This window comes from Streptomyces sp. NPDC006207 (assembly GCF_040613835.1).
GTDB lineage: Bacteria > Actinomycetota > Actinomycetes > Streptomycetales > Streptomycetaceae > Actinacidiphila.
The window spans coordinates 15,318-27,501 of sequence record NZ_JBEXSX010000024.1 but is presented as its reverse complement, the minus strand read 5'-3'; the positions used below and the strand labels follow the sequence as shown (position 1 = coordinate 27,501).

12 protein-coding genes are annotated in these 12,184 nt (G+C 73.2%); 8 read left to right on the top strand and 4 right to left on the bottom strand.

Going from position 1 to position 12,184, the window contains the following annotated elements; all coding sequences use genetic code 11:
- Nucleotides 1-166 precede the first annotated feature (166 nt).
- The 3 genes from fabG to ABZ312_RS20595 all read left to right on the top strand — a co-directional run bounded on the left by fabG (nt 167) and on the right by ABZ312_RS20595 (nt 2,152).
- A complete protein-coding gene (fabG, locus tag ABZ312_RS20605) occupies nt 167-871 on the top strand; it encodes a beta-ketoacyl-ACP reductase (protein WP_499511121.1) in 705 nt (234 codons plus the stop codon).
- Nucleotides 872-876: 5 nt separating this feature from the next.
- Nucleotides 877-1,644 carry an enoyl-ACP reductase FabI gene (gene fabI, locus ABZ312_RS20600; protein ID WP_500327375.1) on the top strand — a complete coding sequence of 256 codons (768 nt, stop codon included), beginning with the start codon at nt 877-879 and terminating at the stop codon, nt 1,642-1,644.
- A 184-nt stretch (nt 1,645-1,828) separates the two neighbouring features.
- Entirely contained in the window at nt 1,829-2,152 is a 324-nt protein-coding gene (locus tag ABZ312_RS20595; protein WP_500327377.1) for a hypothetical protein, read from the top strand.
- Here ABZ312_RS20595 and ABZ312_RS20590 read toward each other — a convergent pair.
- On the bottom strand, nt 2,133-2,813 hold the full coding sequence (locus tag ABZ312_RS20590; RefSeq protein ID WP_500327378.1) for a FadR/GntR family transcriptional regulator: 681 nt from the start codon (nt 2,811-2,813) through the stop codon (nt 2,133-2,135). The genes ABZ312_RS20595 and ABZ312_RS20590 overlap by 20 nt on opposite strands.
- 43 nt (nt 2,814-2,856) lie before the next feature.
- On the opposite strand from ABZ312_RS20590, the gene ABZ312_RS20585 reads away from it, so the two are divergent.
- From ABZ312_RS20585 to ABZ312_RS20570, 4 genes are all read left to right on the top strand, one after another.
- A complete protein-coding gene (locus tag ABZ312_RS20585) occupies nt 2,857-4,137 on the top strand; it encodes a CynX/NimT family MFS transporter (RefSeq protein ID WP_500327380.1) in 1,281 nt (426 codons plus the stop codon).
- Between the two features lie 46 nt (nt 4,138-4,183).
- The gene (locus ABZ312_RS20580; RefSeq protein ID WP_500327381.1) at nt 4,184-4,306 is read left to right on the top strand and encodes an SGM_5486 family transporter-associated protein; all 123 of its coding nucleotides are present in this window, start codon (nt 4,184-4,186) and stop codon (nt 4,304-4,306) included.
- 168 nt (nt 4,307-4,474) lie between these two features.
- Nucleotides 4,475-4,717 (top strand): hypothetical protein, encoded by a 243-nt coding sequence (locus ABZ312_RS20575; RefSeq protein ID WP_500327383.1) that lies wholly within the window; start codon nt 4,475-4,477, stop codon nt 4,715-4,717.
- Between the two features lie 72 nt (nt 4,718-4,789).
- Complete coding sequence (locus tag ABZ312_RS20570) at nt 4,790-5,311, top strand: SixA phosphatase family protein (RefSeq protein ID WP_499511114.1); 522 nt, start codon at nt 4,790-4,792, stop codon at nt 5,309-5,311.
- A gap of 107 nt (nt 5,312-5,418) precedes the next feature.
- Here ABZ312_RS20570 and serB read toward each other — a convergent pair whose 3' ends face one another.
- Both serB and ABZ312_RS20560 read right to left on the bottom strand, forming a co-directional pair.
- Nucleotides 5,419-6,660 carry a phosphoserine phosphatase SerB gene (gene serB / locus ABZ312_RS20565; protein WP_500327385.1) on the bottom strand — a complete coding sequence of 414 codons (1,242 nt, stop codon included), beginning with the start codon at nt 6,658-6,660 and terminating at the stop codon, nt 5,419-5,421.
- 70 nt (nt 6,661-6,730) lie between these two features.
- Complete coding sequence (locus tag ABZ312_RS20560; RefSeq protein ID WP_500438417.1) at nt 6,731-8,485, bottom strand: streptophobe family protein; 1,755 nt, start codon at nt 8,483-8,485, stop codon at nt 6,731-6,733.
- 201 nt (nt 8,486-8,686) lie between these two features.
- Between ABZ312_RS20560 and ABZ312_RS20555 the strand changes: the two genes are divergently transcribed.
- Nucleotides 8,687-11,251 carry an FHA domain-containing protein gene (locus tag ABZ312_RS20555; protein WP_500327386.1) on the top strand — a complete coding sequence of 855 codons (2,565 nt, stop codon included), beginning with the start codon at nt 8,687-8,689 and terminating at the stop codon, nt 11,249-11,251.
- Between the two features lie 90 nt (nt 11,252-11,341).
- Here ABZ312_RS20555 and ABZ312_RS20550 read toward each other — a convergent pair whose 3' ends face one another.
- Nucleotides 11,342-12,085: an aggregation-promoting factor C-terminal-like domain-containing protein gene (locus ABZ312_RS20550; RefSeq protein WP_500327388.1), complete on the bottom strand. Its 744-nt coding sequence runs from the start codon at nt 12,083-12,085 to the stop codon at nt 11,342-11,344.
- Nucleotides 12,086-12,184 lie beyond the last annotated feature (99 nt).

Below are 12,184 nucleotides of genomic sequence, written 5' to 3'. Positions count from 1 at the left end.
AGGTCTCCGCAGTGAATCATGCCGCTCCGACAATCCGCCCGCCTGCGGTTTTCTGTAGAGACTCGACAGCGACTCGCACACGCCCCTGTCGGGGGTCGATTCCCCGTACCGCGAGGTAGGCAGATAGTTTTCTGGAGTACCAGACCTCTAGGGAAAGGGTGATCCGTTGAGCCGCTCGGTTCTCGTCACCGGAGGAAACCGGGGCATCGGCCTCGCCATCGCCAGGGCGTTCGCCGACGCGGGCGACAAGGTCGCCGTCACCTACCGCTCGGGCGAGCCCCCGGAGGGGCTCTTCGCCGTCAAGTGCGACATCACCGACGGTGAGCAGGTCGAGCAGGCGTTCAAGGAGATCGAGGCCCAGCAGGGCGCGGTGGAGGTGCTGGTGGCGAACGCCGGCGTCACCCGCGACCAGCTGCTGCTGCGGATGTCCGACGACGACTTCACGTCCGTCGTGGACACCAACCTCACCGGCACCTTCCGCGTGGTCAAGGCCGCGTCGAGGAAGATGCTGCGCGCCCGCAAGGGCCGCATCGTGCTGATCTCCTCCGTGGTGGGGCTGCTCGGCTCGGCGGGCCAGGCGAACTACGCCGCGTCCAAGGCCGGCCTGGTCGGCTTCGCGCGCTCCCTCGCCCGTGAGCTGGGCTCGCGCAACATCACCGTCAACGTCGTCGCCCCCGGCTTCGTCGACACCGACATGACCCGTGTGCTCACCGACGAGCAGCGGAAGAACATCGTCAGCCAGGTCCCGCTGGCCCGCTACGCGCAGCCCGAGGAGATCGCCTCCTCGGTCCGCTTCCTCGCCTCCGACGAGGCGGCATACATCACCGGAGCCGTCATTCCCGTCGACGGCGGATTGGGTATGGGTCACTGAGCACCATGAGCGGAATCCTCGCTGGAAAGCGCATCCTCATCACCGGCGTGCTGATGGAGTCCTCCATCGCGTTCCACACCGCGAAGCTCGCCCAGGAACAGGGTGCCGAGATCATCCTCACGGCGTTCCCGCGGCCCACGCTGACCGAGCGCATCGCCAAGAAGCTGCCCAAGCCGGTCAAGGTCATCGAGCTCGACGTCACCAACGACGAGCAGCTGGCCTCCCTCGCCGACGTGGTCGGCGCGGAGCTGGGCGGCCTCGACGGCGTCGTGCACTCCATCGGCTTCGCGCCGCAGGACGCGCTCGGCGGCAACTTCCTCAACACGCCGTTCGAGTCCGTCGCCACCGCGATGCACGTCTCCGCGTACTCGCTGAAGTCGCTCACCATGGCCTGCCTGCCGCTGATGCAGGAGGGCGGTTCGGTCGTCGGCCTCACCTTCGACGCGCAGTTCGCCTGGCCCCAGTACGACTGGATGGGCCCGGCCAAGGCGGCGCTGGAGGCCACCTCCCGCTACATCGCCCGGGACCTGGGCAAGCAGAACATCCGCTGCAACCTGATCTCGGCCGGCCCGATCGGCTCCATGGCCGCCAAGTCCATCCCGGGCTTCGGTGAGCTGGCCGACGTCTGGAACCACCGGGCCCCGCTCGAGTGGGACCTCGCCGACCCCGAGCCGGCCGGCCGCGGTGTCGTCGCGCTGCTGAGCGACTGGTTCCCCAAGACCACGGGGGAGATCGTCCACGTCGACGGCGGTCTGCACGCGGTCGGCGCCTGATCGTACGGGCCCGTTCCGGCCCCTTCGCGTACGGCCTTGGTGCCGCCCTCGGGCGGCACCAAGGCCGTACGCGCGTTCGGGGCGCCGTCCCCCGTTCGGCCCAGCAGACCGGGTGGCCGGACCCCCCGGGCCGGGAGGATGGCTGTGCGGGGGCCCGGGGGTGAGCGGAGGGAGGGCGTCGATCGTGCGTCCCTACGTATGCGCCGCGGCGGTGGTCGCGGCGCTCGCCGCGGGTGTGGGCCCGGCGGCCGCGGCGGCGGGGGCCGCGGCCCGGCTGCCGGACGTCGCGCAGTGCCGGACCTCGGTGCAGGGCAGCGAGGGCGTCGCCGTGTGCTTCAATCCCGACCCCGACCTGGACCGCGTGCAGCTGCACATCGAGTGCCTCCAGTGGTGGGACCCGGACGTCGACGGAGCCCCCGTCCCGGTCGGACCCGCGCAGACCGTCACGCTCAGCGACCGCTGCTGGAAGGAGATCCAGGAGGTCTGGGTCACCGGGACGCTGGACTGAAGCGGCAGCTGAAGGCGTGCGCGGAGGCCTCGGCGGAAGCCGCCTCCTGATCGCCGGCCCGGATCGCCTCGACCAGGCGGGCGTGGTCCACGTACTGCTCGGCGCGCAGCTCCTCGCCGACGTCCGCGCGCAGGAAGGCGCGCAGCACCTCGCCGAGGTCGGCGTAGAGCTCGGCGACGACGTCGTTGTGCGAGGCCGCCACGACGGACAGGTGCAGCGCCGCGTCGGCGTCGACGAAGGCCTCGGTACGGCCCGACTCCCAGGCCCGTTCGCGCCGGGCCAAGGCCGCGTCCAGCTGCTTCAGGTCGCGGTCCGTCCGCCGCCGCGCGGCGAGCGCGGCCGCGGACGCCTCCAGGGCGCTGCGCAGCTCGGCCACGTGCCGCGGGTCGGCGTCGGCGAAGCGGCGGTGCATCACCCCGGCGAGCTCGCTGGTGGCCAGCACATAGGTGCCGGAGCCCTGCCGGATGTCGAGCAGTCCGTTGTGCGCGAGCGCCCGCACCGCCTCGCGGACGGTGTTGCGGGCCACCCCGAGCTGCTCGACCAGCTGGGTCTCGGTGGGGATCCGCGACCCCACCGGCCACTCACCGGAGGTGATCTGGGCGCGCAGCTGCGCGATCACCTGGTCGGCCAGGGCGGAGCGCCGGGGTGAGGTCAGGGGCATGGGGTCTCCTCAACATTCATCCCATCATTCTATGATGGTCGGCATGCGTGACGACGAAGCGACGCTCGACCCTGCCACGGAACGGGCCACCATGCCCGCACACCTTCCCCTCGCCGCGCAAGGCGTACGGCGCACCCGGATCCTGGTGGCGGTCGCGCTGGTGCTCGCCGCCCTCAATCTGCGGCCCGCCATCACCAGCCTCGGCGCCCTCCTGGAGGAGGTCCGCGACGGCCTGGGCATGAGCGGCACCGTCGCGGGCCTGCTCACCTCCGTCCCCGCGCTGTGCTTCGCCGTGTTCGGGGTGACCGCGCCCCGGCTGGCCCGCCGCCGCGGCCCCGGCGCCGTGGTCTGCGCGGGGCTGGTCGCGATCACCCTCGGGCTCTTCCTGCGTCCGTTCGCCGGCGGCACGGCGCTCTTCCTCGCCGCCAGCGCCCTCGCGCTCGGCGGCATAGCCGTCGGCAACGTCCTGATGCCCGTCGTCGTCAAGCGCTGGTTCCCGGACCGGGTGGGCACCATGACGGGGCTCTACTCGATGGCCCTGTCCCTGGGCACCGCCCTCGCCGCCGCGGCGACCGTCCCGGCGACCCGCGCCTTCGGCGGCGACTGGCGGCTCGGCCTCGCCGCCTGGGGCGTGATCGCCGCCGTCGCCGTACTGCCCTGGCTCGCCCTCGTCCGGGACCGGGACCACGCCCCCACGGCCCCCGCCGCCACCCCCGCAGCCCCGCCCGCGGAGCGGGCGCCCGCCGGCAGCATCGCCCGCAGCCGTACCGCCTGGGCACTCGCCGTCTACTTCGGGCTCCAGGCCACGGGCGCGTACATCACCATGGGGTGGCTGCCGCAGATCTTCCGCGACGCCGGGGTCTCCGCCTCCACCGCGGGCGTGCTGCTCGCCGTCACCATGGTGATGGGCGTACCGCTCTCCTTCGTGCTGCCCGCGCTCGCCGGCCGGATGCGGCACCAGGGCGGACTCGCCGTCGGCCTCGGCCTGTTCGGGATCGTCGGCTACGGCGGCCTGTGGGCGGCCCCGGCCGCCGCGCCCTGGGTGTGGGCCCTGCTGCTGGGCATCTCCAACTGCTCGTTCCCGCTCGCCCTCACCATGATCGGGATGCGCTCGCGCACCGGCGGCGGGGTGGTGCGGCTGTCGGCCTTCGCGCAGTGCACGGGCTACCTGCTCTCCATCCCCGGTCCGATCCTCGTCGGGGCCCTCTACCAGCACACCGGCGGCTGGGACCTGCCGGTGGCCTTCATGCTGGCCCTGCTGGTGCCGCAGATCGCCGCGGGCGTGGTCGCAGGCCGCGACCGCTCCGTGGAGGACGAGCTCTGACCACCCGCGTGCGCGGCCGCCACGGCCGGGTGCGAGACTGGGCCGCATGCCCGTGCTCGAGCCCGACCCCCCGCAGCCGCAGAAGAAGCTCCTGATCATCTTCGGCCTCATGATGGCCGTGCCCGCCCTCGTCGCGGTGATCGCGATCATCGGCGCCAAGTTCGGCTGACCTGCCACCCCGAGACCCGGGGTAGGGACAACCCCACCTCCCCTAGGGGGCCAGGGTCAGGGTCGAGTGGGTGGGCCACCCGATGGGCCCGGCGCCCGTCCTTCCGTAGCGTCGTGGTGCAAGGTCGGACACCGCTCCGGCACCCCGGCTGACCCACGGAGGCGTCCCGTGTCCCTGCAGGCTGTTCCCTCGCGTACCCCGCGAACCCGCGCCGCCCGCCCGGCGGTCGGGGGCGGCACGCAGACGCGCCTGCCGTGGTGGGCGCTCGCCCTGCCCGCACTCGCCTTCGTGGCGCTGCTCGCCCTGGTCGCCGGCCCCGGTGCCGCGGACGCCTCGGCCGCGGAGCCCGTCGGACAGCTCCTGCACGCGGTCGGCGAAGGGCTCCCGGGGCTCCTGCAGCACCTGCTGTGACGCTCCCGCGGCGATCCGTGATCCGTCCCGCAGCCCGCGCCTGGCGGCAGGATTTCTGGAAAGCTGAGGGTCATGAGCGCAGCTGCATCGCCCCGCCGGATCGTCCTGCTCCGGCATGCCAAAGCCGACTGGCCCGACGTCCCCGACCACGAGCGACCGCTGGCGGAACGGGGACGCAAGGAGGCCCCCGTCGCCGGCCGCAGGCTCGCCGAACTGGGGATCCCGTTCGAACTGACCCTCTGCTCCTCGGCCGCGCGCACCCGCGAGACGTGGAAGCTGGCCGCCCACGAACTCCCGCACCGCCCGCGGACCGTCTACGAGGAGCGCCTCTACGACGCCACCCTCGGTGACCTGATCGCCCTGCTCAACGAGACCCCGGAGGACGTCGACGACCTGCTGCTGGTGGGCCACAACCCGACCATCCACGCACTGGCCGACGCCCTCGCGGGGGAGAGCGACGGGGACGCCCGTGCGCGGATGAACCGCACCGGATTCCCGACGGCGGCCATCGCGGTGATCACCTTCTCCGGTCCGTGGAAGACGGTCGAGCACGGCGTCGGCCGCCTCGTCGACTTCTGGTCGCCGCACGACTGAGCCCGCAGCCGGCCGAGCCGCCGACACGCAGCGCCGCAGGGACCGTACGGAAAGGGCCCCGGAGCACCTGCTCCGGAGCCCTTTCCCTGCCCGTGGGTCCGCGCCGGTCAGGCCCCGGCGGGCGCGCCGTCCCCGGCGTCGGCCGACTCGACCTCCTCGCGCGTGATGCCCAGCAGGTAGAGCACGGTGTCCAGGAACGGCACGTTGACCGCGGCGTCCGCGGCCCGCCGCACCACCGGCTTGGCGTTGAAGGCGACCCCCAGGCCCGCCGCGTTGAGCATGTCCAGGTCGTTGGCGCCGTCGCCGATGGCGACGGTCTGGCTGAGCGGCACCCCGGCCTCCGCCGCGAAGCGCCGCAGCAACCGGGCCTTGCCCGCCCGGTCGACGATCTCGCCGGTCACCCGGCCGGTGAGCTTGCCGTCCACGATCTCCAGGGTGTTGGCGGCGGCGAAGTCCAGTCCCAGCCGCTCCTTGAGGTCGTCGGTGACCTGCGTGAAGCCCCCGGAGACCACGCCCACCTGGTAGCCCATCCGCTTGAGCGTGCGGATCAGCGTGCGGGCCCCGGCCGTCAGCCGCACCTCCTGGCGGACCTTGTCCACCACGGACTCGTCCAGCCCCTTGAGCAGGGCGACCCGCGCGTGCAGGGACTGCGCGAAGTCCAGTTCGCCGCGCATCGCCGCGGCCGTCACCTCGGCGACCTGGTCCTCGCAGCCCGCGTGCGCCGCGAAGAGCTCGATCACCTCGTCCTGGATGACGGTGGAGTCCACGTCCATGACCACCAGGCGCTGCGCCCGGCGCTGCAGGCCGGCCGAGACCACGGCCACGTCCACCCCGCGCTCGTGGGCCTCCAGGGCCAGCGCGGGACGCAGCGTGGCGGTGGCGACACCGGACACGGCGAACTCCACGGCCGTCACCGGGTACTTCGCGAGCCGGAAGATGCGGTCGATGTTGCCGCCGGTGCCGGTGATCCTGGCCGCTATGGCCGCAGTGGACTCCGCGGTCAGCGGGTGCCCCAGCACCGTCACGTGGGAGCGGCCCTCGCCGCGCGGCCGGTTGTCACCGATGCCGGAGATGATCTCGGCCTGCAGGCGCATCGACTCCGCCCACGCATGCACCGTCGCGCGCAGCTCGCCCTCCACCGAACGGCCCGCGGGGGCGGGCACCAGGGCGCAGAGCACGATGCGCCCACGGGTGACGACCTGCTCGATGTCGATGACGTTCACCTGGAAGCGGGCCAGCGTCTCGAAGAGCCCGGCGGTGATCCCCGGCCGGTCCTTCCCGAAGATCTTGACCAGCAGCGTCGGCACATTGGCGGCGGTGGCAGCGGTCGCCTGCGATGCGTCGTTCATGGTGCCTCCACCGTATCGGGCACCGCGCCCCGGACGGACATGTGTTCCGCCTGGCGGACACCGTCCGTGGTCAGCGGCGGCCTCCGGGCGCGCCGGGCGGCGGCGGGCCCTCGCGCGACGGGCCGGGCGGCGGCCCCGGAGGAGGCCCGGGCGGCCCGGGCGGCGGGGGCAGCGGCGCCCCGGTGACGGTCCGCGCGGAATGCGGCGCCTGGCCCTGCGGCGGGCGTCCCTGCGGCGGCGCCTGGCCCTGCGGGGGCTGCCGGTAGGGGTTGGGCCCGGCGTCCGGCCGGCCGTAACCGGCGCTCGGGATGTAGGGACCGGGCTGGTAGGCGATGCCCGGGTACGTGCGGGAGCTGCTCTCCCCGGCCGCCGCCTCGGCGGCCCGGCGCAGCGCGTACGGCGACACCCGGCGCCCTGCGGTGCCCGTCAGCAGGGCCAGCAGCGCCCCCGCGCCGCCCGCCACCGCCCCCCAGGCGGCGCCCAGCAGGAACGCCAGGGGAAGGCTGCCGTGCAGGTCGACGCCGGCGCCCACGGCGTCGAACCCGAAGACCGAGACGCCCGCGTTCACCGAGACCCCCGTCACCCACACCAGCAAGGGGAAGGCGACCGCCGTGACCAGGCCGAGCCGCACCGCGCAACGCCCCGCGTACCCGGCCCGCGTCGCCCCCCACAGCGGGGTGCGGGCCGCCGCCAGCGCCCCCGCCGCCAGCATCATCAGCGCTGCGGCGACGGTCAGCAGCCACACCCGCTGGTCGTACTCGGCCAGCCGGGCGGGCGTCACCGGCTCCGCCACGCTGGTCGACAGCAGCCGGTCCAGCGGATCCGGAAGCACCTTCGCCAGCTCCCCGGTGGCCGTGCCCCGCCAGGACACGAACAGCCCGAGCGGCACCGCAAGCCACACCCCGTTGGGCGCCCCCAGCAGGGCGGCCCCGGCGATCCGGCCGGGCTCGTCACCAGTCACCGCCGCGTACCCCGCGGCGGCGCAGCCCGCGACGACGGCCAGCAGCAGCACCCAGCGCAGCGCCGACGCGGCGGGCCGCACGGCCCGGTGCAGCCCTTCGAGGGCGGGCGGCAGCGGCGTACGGCGCGAGGTGAGCAGGGCCAGCAGCAGCACGACCAGCACCCACAGCAGGCCGCCCAGCAGGGTGCGGCCGGTGGCGACGTGGAAGCTCACCGAGGCCTTGGCGTCGATCAGGTCCTGCAGCCCGTCCCCGAGCCCCCCGCCGATGTCACCGATGCCCGGGATCCCGTCCGTCAGGCCACCGCCCTTCCCCCCGCTCAGCGCGGCGCCGTCGAGGGCGATGGTGTCCTCCCCGGCCCAGGCGAGTGCGCCGAGCAGCGTCACGAAGAGCACCACCACCGCCCCGGCCCGCGCGGCGAGTTCACCCCCGGAGACGGTCAGCCCCGCACCGCGCAGCGACCGCAGGAACACCCAGGCCAGCAGCAGGGCCCCCACCAGGCCGACGCCCAGCGGCATGAGGTCGAGCCGGCCCTCGCCGCCCGCACCGCCCAGCCCGAACACCGCGACGTCACCGGAGGGGACGACCTTGCCGCCCACCGCCATCGCGACCACGGCCGCCGTCATCGGCCCCAGCGAGCCCGCGGTGTCGGCACCGAGCAGGTGCAGCCCCAGCGCGGCGGCCCCCACCATCCCCAGGTACGCCCAGCTGACCGCGGCGACCGCGGAGAGCAGCACACCGCCCCAGGGGACCGGGCGCCCCGGGCGCGCGGGCGCGTTGGAAGGTGTGGAGGTGTACGCGGTCATGCCCGCCCCCGAGGTCTCGCGTCCGAACCGCCTGCGCTGCATGGTGCCCTGATCCGTCATGATCCGCACGGTTCATGGGCGGTTACCACTCTCCGGTGGTGTTTCGGCGCCGTCAACGGCTTCTCGGAAGAGGGTCCACATCACTCCCCTCGCGCGGCTTCCCGACGGGTGGGCGTGCCTGGAATGGTTCCTCCCGATGTTCGCAATCCCTAGACTCCCCCCATGGGGGATAACCCGGGGGACAACTTTGTGGGGCTTGGGGTGCCTGAACTCGTACTCGAACTGAACGGACAGACCTGGGCGCTCGATCCGGCCAGGTCCTACAGCCTCGGCCGGGATCCGCAGTCGGACGTCGTCCTCGACGACGCGCGGGTCTCCTGGCGGCACGCCACCATCCGCCGGGGCGAACGCGGTTGGGTCATCGAGGACCTCGGCAGCACCAACGGCACCTACGTCCAGGGCCAGCGCGTCCACGCCTACGACGTCGCCGCCGGGGCCGCCGTCAACCTCGGCAACGCCACCGACGGCCCGCGCCTGAGCTTCAGCGGCGGCGCCGCGGCCGGCGGTGACATCTACAGCGCCGACACCGCACTGGCCAAGCCGCAGCAGCAGGCCCGGCAGTCCGGCCCCGCCGCGCAGGGGACGCCCCACTCCGTCGCCCCGCCGCGGCAGGGCGGCTGGGGGAACGGGTCGTCCGCCGCGCACGTGCCGCAGCCCTCGCAGGCCCCGCGGCCGGACCAGCGCGCACCGCAGGCGCACATCCCGTCCCCGCACGGGCCGTCGGGCGCCTCCGGCGCGCCGCCCGTCTACGGCGACCGCAGCCCGACCACCTTCCACCACCTGGTGCTCGGCCGTGTCATGAAGATCGGCCGTGCCCTGGAGAACGACCTGGTCGTCTCCGACCTGCAGGTCTCGCGCTTCCACGCGGAGTTCCGCGCGCACCCCGACGGCCGCTACGAGATCGTCGACCTCGGCAGCCACAACGGCACGTACGTCAACGGCCAGCCGATACAGCGTCATCTGCTGGGCCCCAACGACATCGTGGGCGTCGGCCACTCCACCTTCCGGCTCGTCGGCGACCAGCTCGAGGAGTTCGTCGACACCGGCGAGATCTCCTTCTCCGCCCGCCGGCTCACCGTCCGCGTGCCGCAGGGCAGCACGACCAAGACCATCCTCAACGACGTCTCCTTCGGCGTCCCCGAGAAGTCGCTGGTCGCCGTCATCGGCCCGTCCGGCTCCGGCAAGTCGACGCTGCTGCGCGCCCTGACCGGCTACCGTCCGGCCGAAGAGGGCGAGGTGCTGTACGACAGCCGCAACCTCTACAAGCAGTTCGCCGAGCTGCGGCAGCGCATCGGCCTCGTCCCGCAGGACGACATCCTGCACAAGGAGCTGACGATCCGCAGGGCCCTGCGCTACGCGGCCAAGCTCCGCTTCCCCGGCGACACCAAGGCCGCCGAGCGCGAGGCCCGCATCGACGAGGTGCTGCGCGAGCTGAAGCTCGACGTGCACGCCGACAAGCGCGTCACCTCGCTCTCCGGCGGCCAGCGCAAGCGCGTCTCCGTCGCCCTGGAACTGCTCACCAAGCCCTCGCTGATCTTCCTGGACGAGCCCACCTCCGGCCTCGACCCGGGCATGGACCGCGACGTCATGAAGCTGCTGCGCGGCCTCGCCGACGACGGCCGCACCGTGCTCGTCGTGACCCACTCGGTGGCCGAACTCGCCCTGTGCGACAAGCTGCTGGTGATGGCGCCGGGCGGCGCGGTGGCCTACTTCGGCCCGCCCGAGGAGGCGCTGAACTTCTTCGGCTACGAAACCTGGGCCGACGTCTTCTCCGCCTTCGAGAACTACCGCGACTACGACTGGTCCGGTCGCTGGCGCGGCTCCCAGCACTACCAGATCTACGCCGCGGACCTGGACGCGGTCGCCCCGCAGTCCGTAGGCGCCGCCCCGCAGCGGGCCAAGCCGCCCAAGCCGCAGAGCTGGCCGGCGCAGTTCGTCACCCTCGTCCGCCGCTACCTGTCGGTGATCGCCTCCGACCGGGGCTTCATGGCGCTGATGGTGATCCTCCCGGCCGTCCTCGGCCTGGTGAGCGTGGTCATCCCGGCGAAGTCCGGCCTGGCCCCGCCCGACGAGGCGGGGAAGTTCAACGCCGACGCGGGCACCATCATGCTGATCATCGCCGTCGGCGCCTGCTTCTCGGGCGCGGCGAACTCGGTGCGCGAGCTGATCAAGGAACGGGTGATCTACGAACGGGAACGCGCCACGGGCCTGTCCCGCTCCGCGTACCTGGTCTCCAAGGTCTTCGTGCTGGGCCTGATCAGCGCCCTGCAGGGCGTCATCATCTGCGCCATCGGGCTGTCGGTGCGCAAGCTTCCCGAGGAGGGCCTGATCGTCAAGGGCTTCCCGGCCGCGGAGATCACCCTGGTGGTCATCGCCCTGGGCTTCACCTCGATGATGTTCGGCCTGGTCATCTCCTCGCTGGTGAAGACCGCCGAGAAGACCATGCCCCTGCTGGTGATGTTCGCGATCGTCCAGGTCGTCTTCACCGGCGTCCTGTTCCAGATCTTCGGCACCGTCGGCCTGGAGCAGGTCGCCTGGCTGATGCCCTCCCGCTGGGCCGTCGGCGCCGCCGGTGCCACCCTCGACCTCGGCCGGCTCATGCCGCCGTGGGACCAGGCCAAGCCCGACAACGTGGACCCGCTGTGGGAGCACTCGGCGAGCCAGTGGGGCTTCGACATGGCGATCCTGCTCGGCATCGCCCTCGTCTGCGGCATCCTCGTCCTGAGGCTGCTGCGCCGCCACGAGCCGGAGGTCATGCGCAAGTAGCGGCCCCCGCGTACGGATGCGGAAGGCGGCGGCTCCCCGGGGAGGGGAACCGCCGCCTTCCGCATGTCCGTACGGTCCGCGCCCGCCGGCTCAGTACCAGTGGTTGGCCTGCCAGAACGACCAGGCGCCGCAGGGGCTGCCGTAACGCCCGTTCATGTAGTCCAGGCCCCACTTGATCTGCGTGGCCGGGTTGGTGCGCCAGTCCGCGCCCGCGGAGGCCATCTTGGAGCCCGGCAGCGCCTGGACCAGGCCGTACGCCCCGGAGGAGGGGTTGACCGCGTACGGGTTCCAGGTGCTCTCGTGCATCACGATGTTGGCGAAGCACTGGAACTGGGCCGCGTCGCCGATGATCTGCTGCGCCATCTGCTGCGGGCTGCCGGACGGGGCCGCCGGGGCGGCCGCGCGCGGTGCCGGACGCGAGGTCTCGTGCCGCTGCTGCGGGACGAGGGCCTTGCGCTCGTGGCTGCGGTTGGCGGCCTGCTGCTCCTGCAGGCGTGCGTGGGCCCGGTGCGCCTCGTGCGCGGCCTGGCGGGCGCGCTCCTCGGCGTGGCGCTTGCGCACCGCGGCCTGGTGCGCGACGTGGGCGGCGTGCTGCCTGGCGAGCGCCTTGCGGTGCGCCACGTGCGCGACGTGCGACGCGTGCTGCTTGGCGGCGGCGGACCGTGCCTGTCCGGCGACCGCCTCCGGTGCCTTGCCGGAGGCCTGCGCCGTCCCGCTGGTCCCGGTCACACCGGTGATGGCCAGGACACCCACACCGGCCGCGGCGAGGCCGGCGGCGGAGAACTTGTGGGTCTTGGTCAGGCGGTCGAACTTCGGGATCGTCGGGAGCTGCATGGGGGAGTGACCTCTTCCATTCGGCTGCGCCCCACTCCGCCCTCGGGCAAGGAGAGGCGCCGCGTGTCGAACGCGGCGCGGAGCGACCCGAGCATTCTT